At 56.7% G+C, this 21,539-nt stretch carries 21 protein-coding genes and 1 riboswitch; of the genes, 4 read left to right on the forward strand and 17 right to left on the reverse strand.

Annotated features, from left to right (window positions below; genetic code table 11):
* Positions 1-9: 9 nt before the first annotated feature.
* Both PCH01S_RS22940 and cyoE read right to left on the reverse strand, forming a co-directional pair.
* A complete protein-coding gene (locus PCH01S_RS22940; RefSeq protein ID WP_042233489.1) occupies positions 10-642 on the reverse strand; it encodes an SCO family protein in 633 nt (210 codons plus the stop codon).
* Positions 643-726: 84 nt separating this feature from the next.
* Positions 727-1,716 carry a heme o synthase gene (cyoE, locus tag PCH01S_RS22945; RefSeq protein ID WP_042233491.1) on the reverse strand — a complete coding sequence of 330 codons (990 nt, stop codon included), beginning with the start codon at positions 1,714-1,716 and terminating at the stop codon, positions 727-729.
* Positions 1,717-2,022: 306 nt separating this feature from the next.
* On the opposite strand from cyoE, the gene PCH01S_RS22950 reads away from it, so the two are divergent.
* Entirely contained in the window at positions 2,023-2,718 is a 696-nt protein-coding gene (locus PCH01S_RS22950; RefSeq protein WP_042233494.1) for a response regulator transcription factor, read from the forward strand.
* Positions 2,719-2,880: 162 nt separating this feature from the next.
* A complete protein-coding gene (gene gerQ, locus PCH01S_RS22955) occupies positions 2,881-3,378 on the forward strand; it encodes a spore coat protein GerQ (RefSeq protein ID WP_042233497.1) in 498 nt (165 codons plus the stop codon).
* 134 nt (positions 3,379-3,512) lie between these two features.
* Here the strand turns inward: gerQ and PCH01S_RS22960 are convergent, their stop codons facing one another.
* Complete coding sequence (locus tag PCH01S_RS22960) at positions 3,513-3,806, reverse strand: hypothetical protein (RefSeq protein ID WP_042233499.1); 294 nt, start codon at positions 3,804-3,806, stop codon at positions 3,513-3,515.
* A gap of 88 nt (positions 3,807-3,894) precedes the next feature.
* Here PCH01S_RS22960 and PCH01S_RS22965 point away from each other — a divergent pair, with 88 nt between their 5' ends.
* A complete protein-coding gene (locus PCH01S_RS22965) occupies positions 3,895-4,878 on the forward strand; it encodes a metal-dependent hydrolase (protein ID WP_042233501.1) in 984 nt (327 codons plus the stop codon).
* Positions 4,879-5,041: 163 nt separating this feature from the next.
* Here PCH01S_RS22965 and PCH01S_RS22970 read toward each other — a convergent pair whose 3' ends face one another.
* Complete coding sequence (locus PCH01S_RS22970; RefSeq protein WP_042233503.1) at positions 5,042-5,266, reverse strand: alpha/beta-type small acid-soluble spore protein; 225 nt, start codon at positions 5,264-5,266, stop codon at positions 5,042-5,044.
* A gap of 128 nt (positions 5,267-5,394) precedes the next feature.
* Between PCH01S_RS22970 and PCH01S_RS22975 the strand changes: the two genes are divergently transcribed.
* The gene (locus PCH01S_RS22975) at positions 5,395-5,586 is read left to right on the forward strand and encodes a DUF5325 family protein (RefSeq protein ID WP_009673090.1); all 192 of its coding nucleotides are present in this window, start codon (positions 5,395-5,397) and stop codon (positions 5,584-5,586) included.
* Positions 5,587-5,651: 65 nt separating this feature from the next.
* Here PCH01S_RS22975 and trpS read toward each other — a convergent pair whose 3' ends face one another.
* The 13 genes from trpS to PCH01S_RS23040 all read right to left on the reverse strand — a co-directional run bounded on the left by trpS (position 5,652) and on the right by PCH01S_RS23040 (position 21,526).
* The gene (gene trpS / locus PCH01S_RS22980; RefSeq protein ID WP_042233505.1) at positions 5,652-6,635 is read right to left on the reverse strand and encodes a tryptophan--tRNA ligase; all 984 of its coding nucleotides are present in this window, start codon (positions 6,633-6,635) and stop codon (positions 5,652-5,654) included.
* 431 nt (positions 6,636-7,066) lie between these two features.
* Positions 7,067-7,639, reverse strand: a complete 573-nt coding sequence (locus tag PCH01S_RS22985) for a nitroreductase family protein (protein WP_042233509.1) — start codon at positions 7,637-7,639, stop codon at positions 7,067-7,069.
* A 152-nt stretch (positions 7,640-7,791) separates the two neighbouring features.
* Entirely contained in the window at positions 7,792-9,372 is a 1,581-nt protein-coding gene (locus PCH01S_RS22990) for a cobyrinate a,c-diamide synthase (RefSeq protein ID WP_042233512.1), read from the reverse strand.
* Between the two features lie 30 nt (positions 9,373-9,402).
* Positions 9,403-10,644, reverse strand: coding sequence for a cobalt-precorrin 5A hydrolase (locus PCH01S_RS22995; RefSeq protein WP_042233514.1), 1,242 nt, complete (start codon positions 10,642-10,644; stop codon positions 9,403-9,405).
* Entirely contained in the window at positions 10,641-11,417 is a 777-nt protein-coding gene (gene cobM / locus PCH01S_RS23000; RefSeq protein ID WP_009673080.1) for a precorrin-4 C(11)-methyltransferase, read from the reverse strand. The genes PCH01S_RS22995 and cobM overlap by 4 nt, the downstream gene beginning before the upstream one ends.
* Entirely contained in the window at positions 11,414-12,190 is a 777-nt protein-coding gene (cobI, locus tag PCH01S_RS23005; protein WP_042233516.1) for a precorrin-2 C(20)-methyltransferase, read from the reverse strand. The genes cobM and cobI overlap by 4 nt, the downstream gene beginning before the upstream one ends.
* Positions 12,187-13,443, reverse strand: coding sequence for a bifunctional cobalt-precorrin-7 (C(5))-methyltransferase/cobalt-precorrin-6B (C(15))-methyltransferase (locus PCH01S_RS23010; RefSeq protein WP_042233519.1), 1,257 nt, complete (start codon positions 13,441-13,443; stop codon positions 12,187-12,189). Before PCH01S_RS23010 ends, cobI begins: the two co-directional genes overlap by 4 nt.
* Complete coding sequence (locus PCH01S_RS23015) at positions 13,440-14,576, reverse strand: cobalt-precorrin-5B (C(1))-methyltransferase (RefSeq protein ID WP_042233521.1); 1,137 nt, start codon at positions 14,574-14,576, stop codon at positions 13,440-13,442. Before PCH01S_RS23015 ends, PCH01S_RS23010 begins: the two co-directional genes overlap by 4 nt.
* 10 nt (positions 14,577-14,586) lie before the next feature.
* Positions 14,587-15,237, reverse strand: a complete 651-nt coding sequence (locus tag PCH01S_RS23020) for a precorrin-8X methylmutase (RefSeq protein WP_042233523.1) — start codon at positions 15,235-15,237, stop codon at positions 14,587-14,589.
* Positions 15,237-16,016 (reverse strand): precorrin-6A reductase, encoded by a 780-nt coding sequence (gene cobK / locus PCH01S_RS23025; protein ID WP_042233526.1) that lies wholly within the window; start codon positions 16,014-16,016, stop codon positions 15,237-15,239. The genes PCH01S_RS23020 and cobK overlap by 1 nt, the downstream gene beginning before the upstream one ends.
* The gene (locus PCH01S_RS23030) at positions 16,013-17,209 is read right to left on the reverse strand and encodes a sirohydrochlorin chelatase (protein ID WP_042233528.1); all 1,197 of its coding nucleotides are present in this window, start codon (positions 17,207-17,209) and stop codon (positions 16,013-16,015) included. The genes cobK and PCH01S_RS23030 overlap by 4 nt, the downstream gene beginning before the upstream one ends.
* A 73-nt stretch (positions 17,210-17,282) precedes the next feature.
* Entirely contained in the window at positions 17,283-19,199 is a 1,917-nt protein-coding gene (gene cobJ / locus PCH01S_RS23035) for a precorrin-3B C(17)-methyltransferase (RefSeq protein WP_042233676.1), read from the reverse strand.
* Positions 19,200-19,542: 343 nt separating this feature from the next.
* A riboswitch (cobalamin riboswitch) is annotated at positions 19,543-19,731 on the reverse strand.
* A 106-nt stretch (positions 19,732-19,837) separates the two neighbouring features.
* Positions 19,838-21,526: a glycoside hydrolase family 13 protein gene (locus tag PCH01S_RS23040; protein WP_042233531.1), complete on the reverse strand. Its 1,689-nt coding sequence runs from the start codon at positions 21,524-21,526 to the stop codon at positions 19,838-19,840.
* Between the last annotated feature and the right edge of the window lie 13 nt (positions 21,527-21,539).

The following is a 21,539-nucleotide window of genomic DNA, read 5'->3' on the forward strand; positions in this document are numbered from 1 at the left end:
GTTCCGCTCCTATTCCTTGCTTAACGACTTGATGTCTTTCACGATGGTTTTGTAATCGAGATCGGGTCTGCCCGGATTGTAGTACGTACGGATCTGGCCTTTTTTGTCCACCAGCAGGATGACGTTGGTATGGGTGAAATTCCCCGTGTTGTCCTTCGTGACACCCACAAGATACTTCTTGGCCAGCTGTGCCATTGCCTGTTCGTCCGTACCCGTCAGAAATTTCCATCCCGTGAAATCGGCGCGGTTGCGGATCGCATACTCCTTAAGGGCGGCAGGCGTATCTCTGGCCGGATCGAACGAGATCGATACGATGTCCGCTTTGTCCGCAAATACCTTCTGGGCCTTCATCTCATCTTGGACTTTGGATAAAAAATTGGTCGTTATCGGACATACGTCCGGACAGCTTGCGAAAAAGAAATACACCAGTTTAACCTTGTTGTCGAAATCGGAAGAAGAAACCTTCTTGCCTTCCGTATCCGTCAGTTCAAAAGGCGCTGCGGTGCCGACCGGCTTATCCTTCAAATAAGCGCTGGCCTGCTCCTGACCGTATAATTTGTAGGCAAACGATGCGATGATCGCAAGCAGAACGACGGTAATACCTACCTTAAACCAGTTTTTTGCCCAAAATCCACCCGCCATAAATACAATTCTCCCCTCTAAATAAACATCCCATGTTGCCATGGGATGTCTTGTTCATCTGGATTCAAGTTTGGGTAATCTACCTTATAAATTCATAATGGTCGAATCGACCACCATGATCAAAAACAGCAGCGTCAGGTAGTTCACGGAATAGATGAACATGCCTTTGGCCCATTTGTCGTCGTCCTTCGTCTTAAATCCTTTGTAACCCATAAAGGCCCAGATCAGCCCCATGATCGTTGCCGCGAAAAAATACAGCGGTCCAACGTGAGCGTCTCCGCTGTAGAAGAAGAGAAGCTGGGAAACCGGCACCAGCAGGACGATGTAACGCATCATGCTTACTTTGGTGACGTAGTTGCCCTTCACGACTGGCAGCAGCGGATAACCGGCTGCACGGTATTCTTCCTTCCTGCGGATTCCAAGCGCCCAGAAGTGCGGCGGCTGCCACAGGAACATGATGAGGAACAGGATCAGCCCGGTCATATCGAGCTTGCCTGATACGGCGCAGTAACCGATCACCGGCGGAACCGCTCCGGAGAAGCTTCCCGCGAACGTGCTCCATACAGAAGTGCGTTTGAAGATGGCCGTGTAAACCCACACATACAGGAAAAGACCGGTCAAACCGAGAAGAGAACTTAGCGGGTTCACCGCGACAAACAACAGGGCGATACCTGCGATGCCGAGAATAATCCCGTAGCCGAGCACCACGGACGGCTTGATTTTGCCGCTTACGGTAGCCCGCTTCTTCGTCCGTTCCATTTTGGCGTCCATATCGCGGTCCAGGTAGTTGTTAAGCACCGTTCCCGAAGCCATGACAAGCGCCGTGCCGACCAGGGTGAAAATCATCAGGAAAAACCAGTCTATCGTAAAGTTTCCCGCCGATGCGATCCAAAATCCGCCGAAAGCGGTAATCAGATTCGAAAATATAATCCCCGGCTTGGTAAGGGCGAAATAATCTTTCCAGGTAGCCGGCTCCGAAGGAACATCAGTCTGCACCGCCGATTCGACTTCCGCTTGATGATCCGCGTGAAGCGCCGTATCGGGAGCAGCCTTGTATCCTAATTGTTTATCCAAGGATCTCAACCTCCATAGAAATTCATCAAAACCATAACGAGTCATCTTGTCTTTCGTACTCACTCATCATATCAAGCAGGGCACCGTTTGACAATGAAATGGCATGAGTTGTCATCATATTGTCGAATTCGGACAGACGGTCCCGCCACGTTCCCGACGAATTCTTTCCTAGACGTCACAAAACGGATTTAGTATAGTTAAATTAATGGTTTTAGGAAAATTAAAGAAAGCAGTTAGAAAAGATTTAGATTCCTAAACATTTTCCTAACATTTTTCATCAACCTCATGCAAGGAGGGTCCCCCTTAATGTCGAGCATTCTGATCATTGAGGACGATAACAGCATTGGGGATATGATGTCGATTTACCTGATGGAAGACGGCTACACGGTAAAACGCGCTTCGGACGGTCAATCGGGGCTCCGCCTTTTCAAAGAATTCGAGCCCGACCTGATCGTCCTGGATATCATGCTCCCCGATTCCGACGGGATGAAGCTGTGCGCGGATATCCGCAGTCTGTCTTCCTTGCCTATCCTCATGGTTTCTGCGAAGAACGATGTGTCCGACCGCGTAAAAGCCCTGCTGATCGGCGCTGACGATTATTTATGTAAGCCTTTCAGCATGCGAGAACTTTCCGCCAGGATTCAGGCTCTTCTCAGACGGTCTCAAATCGTAAAGGCCAAATCCGCCCCCGTAACACGGGAGGCTCCGCCGTCCATTCATGTGGATACCGATAAGCGCTGTTTATATGTCAACCACACACCTGTGGAAACAACTTTCTCCGAGTTTGAACTTATTAAACTGCTTTGGCTGCATGAAGGAAAAGTGTTCAGCCGCGAGGAGCTGCTTAACCGGATCAGGGGCATCGATTCTTTTGTAACGGAACGGGCCATTGACGTACATATCGCGAATTTGCGCAAGAAGATCGAAGTCGATCCCAAAGATCCCAAATATATCAAAACCGTGTGGGGAGTCGGATATAAATTCGTCCTCGCCGCGGAATAACCCTAATGAATACCTTGTCGACGGCTTTAGTGCCGGCGCAAGGTTTTTTTTGTGTCACGAGACAAGCGCCTAGACCATATGCTAAGTAAGGAAAAGCGCCCATCCGGCAAAAGCCGGCGCAATAGCGAACCTAGTGGGCATTACAAGGAGGGTGTAACTCCCATGACGATCAGTTCAAATCCAGGCAGCAAAACGTACGGTACGACCGCCCCAGGCTACACGACTTACCCGTCTTTCCCCGGCACCGCGCAGGGCGGCTATCCTTCGTCCCCGGGCTCTCAGTTCCCCGGAATGCCGTTTCCGGGCTCGCAATTACCCGGCTATCCGTCCTATCCGGGCCAATATCCTCCTCCGGGAGCGGGATCGGGCGGCACCGGCGTCCCGGGCGGAGTGAGCCAGCTTCCTCTGGAAGAATCGTTCATCGAGAACATTCTGCGGCTCAATCTGGGCAAAGTCGGCACCTTCTACATGACGTACGAGAACAACAAAGAATGGAACGCGAAAATTTTCCGCGGTGTTATCGAAGCGGCAGGGCGCGATCACATCATCATCAGCGATCCCAAAACGGGCGTGCGCTATCTTCTGTTGATGGTCAATCTGGATTACGTGACGTTTGACGAGCCGCTGAACTATTTTAACAAGCCGGTTCAGCCCCGGTAACGGATTCAAGATGAAGCCCCGGCAGACAGCCGGGGCTTTCCTATTGCCCGGCAGCTTTATTTTGCTTAAGCCGCAGGCCTTTTCAGGTTCTAACCCGTCTTTAAAGGTTAATGAAACGTAGCCGGAATGCCCTTCTACTCATCCGGACCGATGGACCGGAAATGCCAGATGTGCAGCTTTTCCCGGCCGCCTTTGATCCACGGGTGCATACGCCCCCATATAGGATCTCCGCTGCCGAGACGGACTTCCCGCATACGCGTATATTCGTCAGGGGAAACGGGAGTCCATATCTCGACGAACAAGTTAGGCTGGTCTGTCCCCTCCAATAAGGAGAGTTTTTCGTTATCCCGGAGTCTTTCCCGCATAAAGGACAGGTAAACCTCGCGCGATTCGGGCAGTATGGCGTATTCAACAAAAACTTTACTCATTTTTCCCCTCCGCTTGATTTAAATTCACACCGAACATGGTAAACTATAATATACCGTCAAAGACAATTCCAGCTTAGGAGGAGAGCCAGTGGATACGGGAACCCATTTAGTCATCGGCTTCGGCCTCGCCGGCTTATCCATGGTGGATCCGGTAGTAGCCTCCAACCCTTCGGTCATGACCGCTGTTTTCATCGGGACCGTATTGGGCTCGCAGGCTCCGGATTTCGATACCCTGCTCAGGTTCAAAAACAATGCCGTTTATATCCGCAATCACCGCGGCATTTCGCACTCGCTGCCGTTCGTCGCTCTTTGGACTCTGCTTATCACGGGTATTCTCGCCCTTATTTTCCGGGGTGTGCCCGTCCTGCATTTAGGAATGTGGGTTTTGATCGCCGTGGCGTTTCATGTCTTTACCGATTTGTTCAACACGTACGGAACGCAGGCCTTCCGGCCTTTTAACCAGAAATGGATATCGTGGAACATTATCCACATTTTCGATCCGTTTATTTTTACCGCTCACCTTGTCGCGATATTTATGTGGGCCGTTCACGCCGCGGAACCCACGTTGATTTTCCCTGTGCTGTACGGGCTGATCGCTCTCTATTACGTATGGCGGACACTCGCCCACTATCTGGTGGAAAAGAAGCTGCCGGTCCAAGATCCCGTACACAAAGCCGGGGATAAATATATGGCCATTCCCACCTATAGTTTAACGGCGTGGAATGTGGTCAAGCAGGGCGAGGACGGCCTATACACCCTTGGAGACTTGCGAAAAGGGAATCTCCGGTGGATCGATCAGGTCAAATGCGACATCCATCCGGCGGCGGAAGCGTCCAAAAGCCACAAGGACATCCAGGCTTTCCTTTATTTCTCGGGCCATGCGTGCGCTCAGGTCATTGAAAAGCCCTGGGGTTATGAAGTAAGATGGAGCGATGTAAGGTACCGGCACCGCAAGCAGTATCCATTCGTTGCCGTGCTGCTCATGGACCACAGCTACAAGCCGCTCGATTCCTATATCGGCTGGCTCAGCGACGACCGTCTTCAGAAGCGGCTCCGTGTGGATAGCTACTAGAACGGGGCGCAGCATAAACTTAGGTACAACGAAACGAAACGGTTAATCCGCGCCAATACCGGCGCGGTTTTGCCGTGTCCGCATCGGCGGGATCACAAGGCAAAGCCCGAGGGACAAGTCCCTCGGGCTCATATAAAGACTGCGTATTACAGTTTCCGCAAGATTAGCGGCCTTGACCTGCCAGCTGCTGCTCGGCGATTTGCACCAGACGACGAGTGATGTGTCCACCGATCGCGCCAGTGTCACGAGTAGCCATGTAACCGTAGTAACCATCTTGAGGAATTTGAATGCCGAGTTCTTGAGCTACTTCGTATTTCAATTGTTCCAGAGCTTGGTTAGCTTGAGGTACTACCAGTACGTTGCTGCTGCGAGATTGTCCAGTTCCCATTGGGATCAGACTCCTTTCGGTCAGTTAAGATTCTTGATGTATTTGCAAGCTTGCAAAGATAGTATGTGACGGCTGAAGAATTCTATACGCATCTCAAACAAAAAAACTTTGAAAGCAGGGGATTTTCAATGAGTCGCGGACTCGCACTACTTTTTGCCGTGATCGGCACTCTACTTCTGGCAGGCATCAGCTTCGCCATCGCCCTGAGGGAGCCGCTGCTGGTCGTGCTGTTTATCGTCTTGTCCATCGGTTTTATGGGATTCGGATTCGCTACAAAAGCAAAAATGCGCCGCAAGCGGGAAGCCTCGGGAAAACAATAACCCGAAGCGCCGCTGCGGCGCTTTTTTTACGCATGCTTGTTTATGATTGTTCCGAAGCGGATGCTTTACAGAAGAACAAAGCCCATCCGTTCTTTAACCTGCTTGATCGTTTCTCCCGCAAGCTCCGACGCTTCGGCCGCCCCCTTGCGGAGCACATCGTAAAGCTCTCCGGACTCGCGGATCTCGCGGTAACGCTGTTGAATCGGCTCCAGTGCCGCCACGACGACTTCGGCGAGATCTTTCTTGAAGGCGCCGTAGCCTTGGCCTTCATATCTCGCTTCCACCTCGGCTACCGTCATATCGGCGCATTGGGAATAAATGCCCATGAGGTTGCTGACTTCCGGCTTGTTCTTAGGATCGAACTTCACTTCGCGGCCCGAGTCCGTCACGGCGCGGCTGAGCTTTTTGCGGATAACCGAAGGCTCGTCCAGCATGGCGATGAAGCTGCCGGGGTTCGGATTGCTCTTGCTCATTTTTTTGGATGCATCGTCCAGCGACATGATGCGCGCCCCCACTTCCGGAATAAACGGCTCCGGAATCGTGAACGTATCCCCGTAGCGGTGGTTAAAACGGGCCGCCAGGTCGCGCGTAAGCTCCAGGTGCTGCTTCTGATCCTCGCCTACCGGGACGAGGTCCGCGTTGTACAGCAGGATGTCCGCCGCCATCAGCGAAGGGTATGTGAACAGTCCGGCGCCGACGGATTCCTTACCGGCCGATTTGTCTTTGAACTGGGTCATCCGTTCCAGCTCGCCGATATATGTCAGCGTCGTCAGGAGCCATCCCAGCTCGGCATGCTCCTTGACCGTGGACTGCAGGAAGACGCTGGCTTTCGCAGGGTCGATTCCGCAGGCCATATAAAGCGCCGCTACCGATTCCGTCTGTTCTTTCAGTGCGGCCGGTTCCTGAGGAACCGTGACGGCATGAAGATCCACGATCATGAAATAGCATTGATGCTCGTTCTGAAGTTTAACAAAGTTGCGAAGGGCCCCAATATAGTTGCCGAGCGTTAATTGACCGCTTGGCTGAATGCCCGAAAGTACTCGTTTCATGACAAAACCTCCTGTGTGAATCTGAATTGGATTGGAAAAAATAAACGCAAAAAAGGCCTCTCGTCGAAGGGACGAGAGACCGCGGTGCCACCCTTATTCGTTTGCCTGCTGCAAGTACCGGACCCTAAATCCGCGCACCGCAAAAAGAACAAACCTTCATCTCCGATAACGGGGAGAAGCCGTTTCCGTATACTGGGAAGGCCCCATGCGGCTAAAAAAAGCAGCAGGTTCCGTGAACCGTCATCGCCGGTCCGCTTTCCGTTCCACTTTAAGCTCGGGGATCCATTCGGCCTGCATGTTCCGCCGGTTCACACCACCCACCGGCTCTCTGTTCGGAACGAATACCGCTTACTTGTTCCCGTCTTCGCGTTGATTGCATCGATTTTTATTTATTATACCCCGTTTACTCTTAATGTCAACGACAGTGGAAACTACAGCCAGGTCGTTTTCTCTTCATAAGGGGTTCTTGACGTAGGTTTCGCGGGCTCTGCTGGGTGACCGATAAAAAGAGTCCCGACAACCTTCCGGTTCTCGGGGGAACCGATAAACTCGTGCATGCGCCCGTCATGGACCAGCCCCACTCCCCGGGTCCGCCAAACAAGCCCCAGACCCATCTCTTCGGCCGTAAGCCACATGCCGTATATCGCGCAGGCGGCCGCATATTCGTTGTCGCGGCTGGAAGGGTCGTCGCCGGGAATGACGTCCGCAGTCACGACGATAACGAGCGGCACGCCTTTGACGGCCTTCATCGTCTCTTCCACGAGATGCGGCTTGGTCGGAAATCTTTCCGTCAGAAAAGCTTCGGCAGCAGCCTCATAGCGTACCTTGGCTTCTCCTTGGATAACGTAAAAATGCCAGGGTTCCCTCAGCCTGTCATTGGGGGCTGTAACCGCCGCTTGCAAAAGCGTGCGGATATCCTGCTCCTCGACCGGCTGCTCCGTGTACCCGCGCACGGCACGCCTTTTATTCAGCAGGCCCAGAATTGATGCTGCGGCTGTAGTCATGTATGGTGCACCTCCGAAAAAGTTTAGGTTACAGATAACTTCCAATGTCCGTAGTTCCTTTGAATCGTTTGGTATAGCGTAAAAACAGTAAGCTGAGACCGTCTCTTTTCGCACAGGGCAAAAAAAGTCATCCGGGAATCTGGGCCGGGTTGTTAAACAAGGCCCTCCCGCATCTTCCGGAAAAGAAGACATTTCTCGATCCATCTGCGCGGCATGTCGGGATTGGAAGCGAAATGAAGATGGGTGTAACCCGATACGAGGCTGCCTTTAAGCGCCCCCTCTTCCTTCGATCCGCGCATTCCCTTCGTTTTGTACGCGGGCGGGAGCGTCGCAGATGCCGCAGGCTCGAATACGGAATAATGGAATTCGTGCCCTCTCGCCGTATCGCCCGGACCGAGCAGGAAATTCCCTTCCGTACCCGTCGCTTCCCTGTAGCCTAATGCCGCAAGCTTAGTCTGCATAGTCACCTTGCCCGGAACGAGGCCGAGCATCGGATACTGTCTGCCGGAGGTGTCCACGATCGCGTCGGTCAGGAACATATACCCGCCGCACTCCGCCAAGGTCGGCAGACCCGACACGATGCCCTCGGCAATGGACTGCTTCATCTCCTGAAGCCCCGCCAGGCGCTCGGCAAACTCCTCCGGGAAGCCTCCTCCCAGGTAGAGCCCGTCAACACCGGCGGGAAGCTTCTCTCCGGCAAGCGGGGAGAAATAAACGAGCTCCGCCCCGTAAGCTTGAAGCAGCTCCAAATTTTCCGGGTAATAGAAATGAAAAGCCGCGTCCTTGGCGACCGCGATACGCACCCGGGGTTCCGGCGGGCGGACCTTCTCGTGAGCCGCATCCGCGTTCGCGTGCGCGCCTATCAGCGGGCTGCGAGGCGCCTCCGGCGCTGTGCCGCCTCCATCCGCTTCCAGCGGCCGGAAGATCCGGGCAGACGCTTCCAGCGGCTCCGTATCGGCAGCCTGCAAGAGCCGCTCCAAATCCGTGTGAGCGGAAATACGCTCCGCCAGCTGCGAGAAGAAAGGCGACAGCTCGCCCCGCCCGATGGACGGGACCAGCCCCAGATGACGCTCCGGCATCGCCAAATTCTCGTCCCGCAGCATGTAGCCGATTACCGGGACCCCGCACTCCTGCTCGATAGCGTCCCGCACGATCCGGTAATGCCCCTCGCTGCCGACCAGATTGGCGAAAACCCCGGCGATCCTGACGCGCGGGTCCAGAAGCTGGAAGCCTTTCACGATGGCGGCCGCGCTGCGGGCCATGCTTTTGCAGTTCACGACCAGAATGACCGGGCATTGAAGCAGCAGGCTGATTTCGGCCGAGCTGCCTTCGTTCGTTTTCGGGTTTTTGCCGTCATAAAAACCCATGACGCCTTCGATGACGGCGATGTCGGCGTCCCGGGACGCCCGGCAGTAAATCTCGCGTACGGTGTCCGCCGGAAGCATCCAGCTGTCCAGATTGCGGGACAGGCGGCCCGTAACCGCGGTGTGATAGGTCGGATCGATATAATCCGGACCGCACTTGAAGCCTTGTACGGACAAACCTCTCGCTTTCAAAGCGGCCATAACGCCAATCGTGACCGTTGTCTTGCCGACGCCGCTGCCCGTTCCCGCGATGAGGAGCCGCTTAGCCCGGCTGACGATCGGACCGCCCGCTTCCGGGACAAAATCTGCGGCAGACGTTTCCGCCGTTCCGGAAAGGGTTCCCGGTTCTTTTTCCTGCTCAGCAGCCATCTCTGTCCCTCTCTTTCCGTGTGCCGTTATTTACTGGGGAAGCTCTTCGGTGAACGGCTGAATGCCGACTGAAATCGTTACGTTTCCCGATTTTTTCTTCACAAGGGCCAAGGGGACGGAGCCGCCGATGTATCGCTGAACGGCAGGCTCGCTGACCCCGTACGCGCCCGTATATTTGAACACGGTAGGAGACGGCTGTTCCATCGGCATTTCGTTCAGCTCCTCCGGCGTATAAGTGACCAATGGCCAGCCATACTTGCCGCAAACGGCCAGAAGCCCTTCCTCATCCGCCTTCAGGTTGATGGTACACACCGTCTTTACGCTGCGGATCGAAAAATCCAGTTCGGCCAGCGTGGAGGCGATCACTTCCTCGATCTCTTCCGCGGGGGTTCCCCGGTTGCAGCCGATGCCGAGTACGATCACCTTCGGCCGGTAAAGGACGCCGTTGTTCAGAATCGTTTGCTCGGCCGACGACAGCAGCCGGTGCGTGACGACGAGCGCCGCATGCGGTGCCGCTTCCAGCGCCTCTTGCACACTGCCGTAGCTGCAGATATTTGGCGGAACGGGGGTGTCCAGAGTCCACCATCCCGGCTCCCCGGATTCAATGACGACGGCGACCGGCTCTTCGTTGACTACCGAAGCGCTGACCGGGGTCAGTTTGTCGGCGGATTCCCACTCCCAGCCGAACCGTCGGCCGAATAAATCGACAGCGATCGTTTTCTGGACATCCGAAGCGGTCGTGATAACCGCACGGGCCCCCATCGCGGCGGCGACTTCACGGGCCAGCTCGTTCGCGCCGCCCAAATGACCGGACAGCACGCTGATGACATGTTCCCCTTTGTCGTCGATGACGACGATGCCCGGGTCTTTTTTCTTGTCCTGCAGCAGCGGCGCGATCATGCGTACTACGGCTCCGAGCGAGATGATGCAGATAATTCCTTTGTACGCGGGAAATAACGCGGGAAACAGCATCCTGACGCTTCCTTCGAACAATTGGATGCCCCCGTAAGGACTTGCCGTATTGGGAGCGGCCGCCTCGCCTGGCGCGGCCCCTGAAGCGGTTGTACTTGCGGACGTTAACCCCTCAACGCCTCCGTTAAAGACAACGTCCTCATCTCCGCGCGCGAACTTGCTCATGTAATACACGTCCACGCCGCCGAAAGACCGGAGCAAGCTCCGGGCAAGCTCCACCCCGTGCTTCGTGATGGCGATAACCGCGTAATCGGAGCGTACCCGGATTTCCGGCACGATTCCTTCCTGGAGGGAAATCATGGCTTCACCCCGCGGCGGTAGCGGTGCGTAAACGATTTGTCGTACAGCTTGGAGCGGTATTCCTTATCGTGGATATGAGGGTCTAACGCCCATCCCGCAAGAATCATCGCATGGGAGCGAATCCCGTTGCTCCGCATATCCGCTTCCAGATTCTCCACCGTCGTGCGGACGATCAGCTCATCGGGCCAGGTTGCTTTCTGAACGACGGCTACCGGCGTGTCCTTGCTCCAGCCCGCTTCCAGGAGGTCTCCGACGACCTTTTTGACCAGAGTTGCGCTTAAATACAAAGCCAGGGTGCAGTGATGCTTGGCCAGCTCACGGAGCTGCTCGGCTTCCGGTACTGGCGTTCTGCCCTCCGCCCGCGTCAGAATGAGCGTCTGGGTGAGATCCGGGATCGTAAGCTCCGCCTGAAGCGCTGCGGCGGCGCCGAATACCGAGCTTACGCCCGGAATGATTTCTACGGGAACGCCCGCTTTTTTGAGCAGAGTCATCTGTTCCATAATCGCTCCGTACACGGCAGGATCGCCCGTATGAACACGCGCGACCAGCTTTCCTTCCTCCACCCGCTTGATCATAAGGGCGACCATTTCGTCCAGCTCCATGCCCGCGCTTTTGAGCACCTCGGCTTCGGGCTTAGCCCGGGCGATCAGGTCGTCATTAACAAGTGAATCCGTATACAGGACGACATCGGCCTCCTGCAGCAGACGAAGTCCTTTTACCGTGATCAGATCGGGGTCTCCGGGCCCCGCGCCGATAATAACCACTCGGCTCATTTTCTCACCACCATCAAAGTCAGATATTCAAGCTGCCGGCCCTGAAGTTCCCGCACATCCAGCCAGACGGATTCTTCGGCGGACGTCACTTTCGTGAGTACGGCCGCTTTGTCCGTAAGACCGAGATCCCCGAGCACCTGCAGCATAAGATCGATCACTTTCGCCACCTTGATAAACACGACGCAGTCGTGCTCTTCGATCGCTTCCCGGACCGCTCCGTAGTCGTCCGTTGCCGGAACGATGGCGATCCGCTCGTCTCCGTCGGCCAGCGGAATGCCGAGCCGGGATGCGGAAGCGTTGACGGAAGAAATGCCCGGGACCGATACGGTTTTCGCTTCGGGATGGCGCTGTTTCAGAAAACGCATCATATGGATAAACGTGCTGTAAAGCATGGGATCGCCCTCCGTAAGAAACGCGACATCCCGGCCCGCGGCCAGATGTTCCCATACGGCATCCACCGTCTTGTTCCAGCTTTTTTCGAGGGCTTCCCGGTCTTTCGTCATCGGGAAAGTCAGCCCCAGCATTTCCTTCGCCGTCGTATCGACGTAAGTCTCCGCAATCTTCAGCGCGTAGCTCTGGGCACCGCTTTTTTTACGCGGATACGCGATTACCGGGGACTGCTTGAGAATGCGGAACGCTTTAACGGTCAAAAGCTCGGGGTCCCCCGGACCGACTCCAAGCCCGTACAGGGTCCCTGTTGCGCTTGATTCCGCGCGATTCGCGGGTTGTCCGGCACCACCCGAACGGGTGCCGTTTGCTGCATATTCGCTCATGTGGCTGTGTCTCCTTTTTCTACAGGTGTGTCGAATGTATCCGTGTTCTCTTGAGGAGGGTGCACGGCAGTCAAGATATAGACCGGATTCAGCGCGTCAAAACGCGTCAGCTGCAAAATCGGCTTGCTCCTCGAAATCTGGACGAGCTGGATGTCCGTCCGCATCCCTTCTTCGGCAAAAGCGCGCATCGCATCGCTTAAATTCTCGATGGTGACGGCATTGAGCACAATGCGGCCCCCTTGCTTCAGCCGCAAAGCACAAATGCGCAGGAGTTCCCTCATCTCTCCGCCGGTACCGCCGATGAAAATCGCATCGGGATCGGGGAACGCCTCCAGTCCTTCCGGCGCCCTTCCGTGCACGGCCGTCAGATCGACCCGGAAACGCCGCGCGTTTTCATGGCAGTTGGCGAGATCTCCCTCGTTTTTTTCGATGGCAAAAACCGCCCCCTCGCGGGCGATCCTTCCCGCCTCGATGGCAACGGAACCGGTACAGGTTCCGATGTCCCACACCACGCTGTCCGGCCGGAGAGCAAGCTGGGCAAGACTCAGCACGCGCACCTCGCGTTTGGTGATAAGCCCTTTGTCCGGCTTGCGCTGGACGAACTGCTCGTCGGGAATGCCGAGCGGCCAGACCGGTGAAGGACCCGTGCGCTTCAACACGACCAGGTTAAGCGCAGCGCACTCCGTACGTGCAAGCTGCTCCAGCTCGTACCAGCCCGTGCGCTCGGCGGCTCCTCCGGCATTCTCGGCTACGAAAGCGCGGTATTCGGTCATGCCGTACTCGAGCAGATAAGCGGCGATAGCGGCCGGCGTATTATGCTCGTCCGTCAGCAGCGCTACCTTCGACCTGCCGTCGATTCGCTGGGCAAGGCCCTTGATGCTGCGGCCGTGCAGCGATACGACGTGCGCATCCTGCCAGCTCTCGCCCATCCGGGCGAAAGCAAGCTGGAGCGAGCTCAGATTCGGATACAGCTCCACCGTGAGCTTACGCGCGAGCAGGGAGCCGATGCCGTAGAACAGCGGGTCGCCCGACGCCAGCACGACAACCGTCCGTTCCTCTGCCGCAAGCCCATCCGTCATTGCCGACAGGCCGCCTTTCAGCACCTTCTTCTCCCCCCGGTAATCCGGAAAAAAAGCCAGATGCCGCTCTCCTCCGACCAGCACCTCGCTTTCCTCGATCCACTGCCGGTACGCCGGGAGCAGGCTTTCCGCCCCGTTGTCCCCTATCCCGATCACTTTAATGGGTTTGTTCACTTGTCTTTCCCCTTTCCGTATAAAGCAGCCTGACCCAGAAGCTGGGCTTTCATGGAGATCAGGAACGTTTCAATCGTGACAGCTCCGTCGTTCTCCCCGAACGCCTGCTCCATTCCCATTTCCTTCAAACTTTCCCGGCAGCAGCGGCTGCTCATTTCCTCGAAGAAAGCCGTCAGGCCCAGCTCCTGCATCCGATCCCCTACCTGGGAGGCCGTGTTGGCCGAGAGCACCTCGCCGATGAGCTCCGCATCCGCGCCGGCCGATTCCGCGAGCTCGGCCAGAAACCCGAAATCCACCGGGGCGCTTTTGGAATGGACCATCATGACGCCCTGCGCCAGCTTGGAGAACTTGCCCATCATGCCGACGAGCGTAATCTTCTTAACGCCTTGGCCCCGGCACTGCTTCAAAGCGAAGCCGACAAAGTCGCCCATCTCGACAAAAGCTTCTTCCGGCAGCCCGGGATACAGGTCGATGCCGAACTTCTCCGAACGTCCTCCGGTCGAGAGCACGATGTGCTCGCAGCCGCAGCGTACGGCGACCCGGATCGCCTGGGCCACGCTCGCTTTGTAGGCCGACGTGGAAAAAGGGACGACGGTTCCCCGCGTTCCCAGAATAGAAATGCCGCCGATGATCCCCAGACGGCCGTTCAATGTTTTCTTCGCGATTTCCTCGCCGTCCGGAACGGAAACGACTACTTGAACGCCGCGGTCGGAACCGTACACGTTCAGGACGTCTTCTACCGCTTCCCGGATCATTTTGCGCGGAACGGGGTTGATCGCCGCCTCGCCGACCGGAACGGGCAGCCCCGGTTTCGTGACCCGGCCTACTCCGATCCCGCCGTCGATGACGATCCCGGGTTCCGATCGCCACTTCACCTCGGTAATAATCCGGGCGCCGTGAGTCGCATCGGGGTCGTCCCCCCCGTCTTTGACCGTCTCGGCAGAAGCCGATTCCTCTCCGACCGAGCAGGCCGTCATCGTGAACGTGACGATCTCCCCGATCGGCAGCCGGATCGTCGCTTCGTTTTGCAGCTCTTGCTCGATCAGCGCGGTCAAAGCCGCCTTGGCCGTTGCGGCGGCACAGGAGCCTGTCGTGTAGCCGTGGCGGAGCGGTTTGGCTCCCTGCTCTTCCATAGGCGTAAGCTTACCCCCGCTTCTCTGCCATCAGAGACAGCGCATTGACCGCCGCCACCGCGACCGGGCTGCCTCCTTTGCGGCCGATATTCGTAATGAACGGCACATCGAGCTGCAGCAGCTCTTCTTTAGACTCCGCCGCGGAAACGAAACCGACCGGAACGCCTACGATAAGGCCCGGGCGCGCTTCCCCTTCCTTGACCAGACGGATCAGCTCCAGCAAAGCCGTAGGAGCATTCCCGATGGCGAAAATCCCGCCTTCCGCTTCACGGATCGCCTTGCGGACAGATATGATCGCGCGCGTCGTGTTCAGCCTCTTGGCCTCTTCCATCACGTCAGGATCGGAGATGTAAACGTTGACCTTGCCGCCGAATTTCTCGAGGCGGGGCTTGCTGATCCCCACCTGCACCATCTGAACGTCCGCCACGACCGTGCGGCCCGCCCGGATCGCTTCAATTCCGGCTTCTATGGCACGGGGATGAAAAACAAGGCTTCGGCCCAGCTCGAAATCGGCCGATGCGTGAATGACCCGCTGTACAACCGGATACTGCTCCTCGGTAAAGTCATGAGGACCCAGCTCCTCCGTAATCATCTCGAAGCTTTTCGCTTCGATTTCCTGCGGCTGAACCGTCAGCGGTTTAAATTCGGTACGAAAGTCCATTAGGAAGATACCTCCTGCAAAAGATCGGCGGCCGCTTTCAGCACGCCTTCATAGTCGGAAAAATGAATGCCGTATTCTAGGCCCGGACGGCCGATCACGATCGTTTCGATCCCCATCTCCAGAGCCGCTTCCAGCTTCTCGTCCACGGCGCCGATTTTCCCGCTTTCTTTGGTAATCATCAGCGTCACGCCGTAATGCGCATAGAGCGCCTTGTTCAATTCCTTGGAAAAAGGACCCTGCATCGCCACGATATTGCGCTGCTCGATCCCGAGCTCCTCGCACTTCTCCATATTGTCAAGACGCGGGAGCATGCGGGCGACAAGCCTCACGTCCGGCAGCCCGCCAAGGCGCCGGGCAAAAACATGCAGCGTCTTGCTGCCCGTCGTCAGCATGACGACACCGCCGCGAACGGCCGCCAGCTCGGCGGCGTGCGCGTAATCGTCCGCAAACACGATGCCGGGCCGGACCTGCAGGTCCGACCCTTCGCGTTCGTAGCGGACGTACGGCACAGCCGCCGCTTTCGACGCCGCCATGGCGTTGCGCGAAGCTTCCTCCGCGAAGGGATGGCTCGCGTCTACGACGAGCAAGACCTCTTCGCGCCGGATGAGCGCCGCCAGAGCTTCGGCGTCGAGGCGACCGACGGCGGCGGCGATGCCCGCGTCGGCCAGGCTCTTGGCGGCGCTGTCGGTGACGACCGTCGCCAGCACGCGATGCCCGGCCTGCGCCAGCAGCACCGCAAGCTCGCGGGCGTCGCTTGTGCCGGCCAGGAGAAGGATCATCGTCCTCCCTCCCTGCCGTCCGCGCCTGCGGCTACAGGGCCCGGCGCAGACGCCGCCGCTTCGCCGCCGGAGGCACCGGCCTCGTCTCCGGCACGGCGGTTGTCCGCGTGGTTATGCGCGTGCGCCTCATGCTCACCATGGTCATGAACATGACCATGAGTGTGCGGCTGCTCTCCATGCGTATGGTTGTGACCGTGATGCTCCTCTCCATTCGCATGTTCATGATGTTCGTGGCTGTGATCATGATGTGCATGGTCGTGATCGTGCGCATGTCCGTGAACGTGTTCGTGTTCATGCCCGTGATCGTGGTCATGGTCGTGGTGGTGATCATGATCGTGATCGTGATGGTGGTGGTGATCATGATCGTGATCGTGATGATGGTGATGATCGATATGTTTCATTGCTTCCAGACGGAAGGAGCACATGTCGCAGTTCATTTTCACCTCGTCCTGAAGCGCCTCACCCGCGCGGTCGCGGAGAATGCCGCCAAGAATCGGATCAAGGCCGAAATAATCGGTCATCTCAAACGTACAATCGGGATAGCGCAGGGAGAAGTCGAGCAGCATGCCTTCCATCCGTTTGATCAGAATCCCCGTAAAAAGAAAATAAGGCAGCACGATCACTTTCTTCGCGCCCAATCTCAGGCAGCGCTCGATGCCGTTCTCCAGAAGCGGCGCCGTTACGCCGATAAATGCCGTTTCGACCCAGGGAACCTGGAGCTTTTCCCAGAGCAGGCGGGAAATTTTGAAAAGCTCGCTGTTCGCATCGGGATCGCTGCTTCCGCGTCCGACAACCAGCACGGCGGTATCTCCCGGCGTTTCCTCACGGAACCGGTCCGCCCCGCCCAATCTTGCCGTCATGATGTCGACTACACCTTCATGTACGCCGATAGGACGCCCGTAAATGAACTGAACGCCAGGGTAACGCTCTTTCGCTTCGTCAATGGCACCCGGAATATGAATTTTGGCATGACCGGCGGAAAATAAAATGATCGGCACCACGGCAATCCGTGTGGCCCCTCTGTTGACGCAAGTCTGTATCCCTTGCGAAATCGTCGGTTTTTCAAGCTCCAGAAAACAGGTTTCGATAATGCCCTGCTCCATCGTTTCGGCGAGCCGGCTTACAAACGCCCGGACCTCGCTGTTTCCTTCCGCGTCACGGCTTCCGTGACCTACAAACAGTACCGCATCCATCGGCTCTGCCTCCTTTTTTTGTATCCCAGTATTGAAAAGAAATTGAAAAGAAATCCTATAGTTTACGGGTTCGTTAATCTCCGCACAAAGCGTTTTCGATTTGAAAAGCCGGGACTTCCCGGTGCCGGTAGCCCTCCAGCTCTTTTACGCGGGCAAAAAACTTATGGAACCGTTCGTTCGGGTGCCCTTCGTTCCGGTACCGGGCGACGATCCGCTCTATGGTCTCGACCAGCTTGTCCGGCTCGATGCCTTCCGCAACGGGCTGCGCCGCGTGGGCATTGCGGCCGACCGTTTTTCCCCCGAGGAACAGATCAAACTTCTCCCGGCGGTACACGATGCCGATATCTTCCTTCACAGCGCCGTAGCAGGCCATGCCGCAGCCGTTGAAACCGATTTTCATCTCTTTGGGCACGGCCGCTCCGCCCAGAAGATCTTGAAGCTCCTCCGCATACGGCACGGCGTCACCCTTGTCCATATTGCAGAAGTCGCAGGCTTTGATCTGGACCACATCGCCGACCGGAGCCAACAGAAGCCCTTCTCCGCGAAGCCGTTTCGTTACGGAATCGGGATCGTCGGTCCGCAGCTTGACGAGCAGCTGATGATGGGGGGTATACTCCATCGTTCCTGTATCGCCGACAGCGTCCGCGAGGACCATCAGCTGTTTGGCAGTGAGATTTTTGTTCGCAAGTCCGGGGCTGACCGCGAATTCGAGAATAGCCTGCTGGCGGAAAAATCCGCCCGGGGAAGCGGAAGCAGCCGGACCGCCGGGCTCGCCCGTTACGAGACGAAGCGCTTCCTCCGCAAGCTCAAAAGCAGTCGGAGCCGAAGCGGCAGCCTGTGCAGGTGCGGCGGGCGGACGTACGGCGACCGCAACCGCCGAGTCACCGTACTCCCCGGCCCCCGAAGACGCGGGCGTATCGTACGCGGACCGCGTCCCGGCCGCTGGTATGCGGACCGTCGAATCTTCGCGGTCGTAATCGTCGGTAGTGCCGGCCCCTTCGGCCTCGGGGCTGTATGCGCCGTAACCGTCATCCTCGTACTCGTCCTCGTCGAAGAAGGACGGCAGGACGGCGCTGCCGGCTTCCCGCTCTTCCGCGGACCGCATACCGGCACCGGACTGTTCCCCCAAGGCGGGTGCTGCTTCCGCGCCGGTTTCCTCGTCCTGCTCCAGAGCCCACGGCTCGGCTTCCCGGCGGAGACGCTCATGAGGGCGCAGAGGCTGGATATCGCTGTCCAGCGTATACTTGCGCTGATAGCCCCTTGGCGTAATCATGAGTCCCTCGTAGTTGCGGGTCGCGGAGTTGCCGATGATCACCGTCGTGAGCATGCCGATATCATGCTCCAGCATCTCCGCAAGCGTCGTCAGCACGACGTGCTCCCTGTCGCGGTAGGCGCTTTTGACGATACCCACCGGAGTATCGGGAGAGCGGTGTTTCAGCAAAATCTGCTGCGTCTCCACGATCTGGCGCGTTCTTCTCCCGCTCCGCGGGTTGTACAGCGCGATGACGAAATCGGCGGATGCAGCCGCTTCGACTCTGCGCCGGATGAGATCCCACGGTGTCAGGTGATCGCTGAGGCTGATCGTGCATGCGTCGTGCATCACGGGTGCTCCCAGGAGCGAAGCGCATGAGTTGATCGCCGAGATGCCGGGCACGATTTCGACTTCCACGCCATCGCTCGGCTTCCACCCTTTCTCGATCAGCACCTCATAAACAAGACCCGCCATGCCGTAGACGCCCGCATCGCCGCTGGATATAACGGCCACCTTGCGCCCGGCCTCCGCTTGTCTGACGGCTTCCTGCGCACGGCTCACTTCCTCGGTCATGCCCGTACGCACGACCTGTTTGCCGTCGATCAGGCTGCGGATCAGATCCACATAAGTGTTATAGCCAATAATGACTTCGCTTTCCGAAATCGCCTCGCGCGCGCGTTTTGTAATATGGGCTTCGTCTCCGGGGCCAAATCCGATGATAAGCAGTTTACCGGCCATTCCCATTCCTCCTCTTCCCTGTAAAAAAAACTCCAGCACTTCCGCTGAACAACCGTTATCGAGCCGTCCGGCCTTCCCTGTCCGCTTCGTACAGGCGGCCTTATATATGCACGGCGGTCTGCCGTTTGCCTCTTCATCCCGTCCGGACAATAAAAAAAGCATTTCTATCCTCTTCGGATAGAAATGCTTCGAACTTTCGAGCCATTAAGCGGGAATATCCCGCATATGCTCCCAACCCGCACAGTCGCCGGCCCCGGGCAAACTTGTACGCCCACGTTCCGGCAAACCGCCGTTGGCAGCGATTCAGCCGTTCTCAACACCTCCCTAAATCCTCGTAGGTTATCTAGTGTTATTTAAACAGGCAGGTCTCCTGGCTCGGAGCTTTTTTCGGCGCCTTCCCGGATTATCCAGTGACGTTGTTGCCGAAAAAATTTTCCCCTGCGATTGCAGGGGGCTCCTTACAGTGGCGGGTCCGCGTCGGTCTTTCACCGAACTTCCCGTTTTAAGCCGAACCCGGTTCTTATGGACTGTCTGATCCGTTCGAATGGGCTCCGCACCTGTTTTTACCATATTCGATTGTGTTCTGTTCATCATAACATCCGGTCAAAGAACTTGTCTATGCCGATAAAACGCTCCTCTCAACCGAGCAGATAAACTCTGGCTTCATAAGGACGCAGTTTGATAACGCCGGTATCTTCGCCGGGGACGGGATCGTAATTTGAAATGAGAAGCTCCGCGTCCTTCCCTCTTCCCGGCTCTTCCGGCCATGTAAACTCCGGCGTTCCGTCGAAAAAGTTCAGAATCACCAGCAGCTTCTCCCCGTTCAGCGCCCGCGTGTACGCATAAATTTCCGTGTCCAGCGGAAGCAGGAGCTTGTACTCGCCGTAAACGATGACGGGATGCTTTTTGCGAAGCGCGATTAGGCTGCGGTAGTAGTGGTAGATGGACTGCGGATCGGCTGTCGCTGCAGCCGCATTGATCCCGGGATAATTCGGGTTGACCTTAATCCACGGTTCCCCCGTCGTAAATCCGGCGTTCGCCGTATCGTCCCACTGCATGGGGGTGCGGGCGTTGTCCCGGCTTTTTTTCCAAATCGCCTTCATAACTTCGTCCTGGGGCTTGCCGAGCAACTTGGCCTGCTTGTAGTAGTTGATCGTTTCCACATCGCGGTAATCGTCGATGAGATCGAACGCGACGTTGGTCATACCGATTTCTTCCCCCTGAAAAATGTACGGCGTCCCCTCCAGCGTCAGCAAAAACGTGGCGAGCATTTTGGCGGATTCCACCCGAAAGGGGCCGTCGTTTCCGAATCTGGACACGGGACGCGGCTGGTCGTGATTGCCCAGATAGTTGGCGTTCCAGCCTTTATCGTGTAGAACCGTCTGCCAGCGGCTCATCACATTTTTCAACTCCAGCAGGGTCCAAGGCTTGGATACCCACTTCCCCGTACCCGGAGAAGCCGCATCCAGATTCATATGCTCGAACTGGAAAACCATGTTCAGCTCATGGCGCTCGTCCCCCACGTAATCCAGCGCCTGCTCCGGGCCCAGTCCGGATGTTTCGCCGACCGTCATGATGTCGTAGTTAAAGAGCACCCGGTCATTGAGCTTGTGCAGCAGCGTATGTACCTTTTCCAGGTTCGAAAAAAGCTGGTAAGCCTGCACCACGGGCAAATGCTGGGGATTATCGGCATCCGGCAGCCCCTGCGCTTTTACGATATGCGCGATCGCATCGAAGCGGAAACCGTCCACTCCCTTGCCGAGCCACCAATGCACCATCCGAAAGAGTTCTTCGACCATCTCCTCGTTCTCCCAGTTGAGATCGGGCTGGTGCTTCGAATACAGATGCATGTAATACTCATCCGTCTCCGTGTCGTGCTCCCAGACGCTTCCGCTGAAGTAGGACTCCCAGTTGTTCGGAAAAAGCCCCTCTTTCCCCTTCCTCCAGATATAATAATCACGCTTGGGATTGTCCCTGGAAGAACGCGATTCTTTAAACCAGGCATGCCGGTCCGAGGTATGGTTGAGCACAAGATCCATCATGATTTTCAGCCCGCGCTTGCGCGCTTCCAGAAGCAGCTCGTCAAAATCCTCCATCGTGCCGTACTGCGGATCGATCGCGTAATAATCGCTAATATCGTAGCCGTTGTCGGCGCCCGGCGAGAGGTAGACCGGACACAGCCAGATGACGTTGACGCCAAGCTCCGCGAGATAATCCAGCTTGGAAATGATCCCGCGCAGGTCCCCTCGGCCATCCCCGTCCGAATCCTTGAAGCTGGACGGATAAATCTGATACACGACGCTTTCTTTCCACCATGTTTTGTTCATGTGAGTTCTCTCC

This window comes from Paenibacillus chitinolyticus NBRC 15660 (genome assembly GCF_000739915.1).
Classification (GTDB): domain Bacteria; phylum Bacillota; class Bacilli; order Paenibacillales; family NBRC-103111; genus Paenibacillus_F; species Paenibacillus_F chitinolyticus.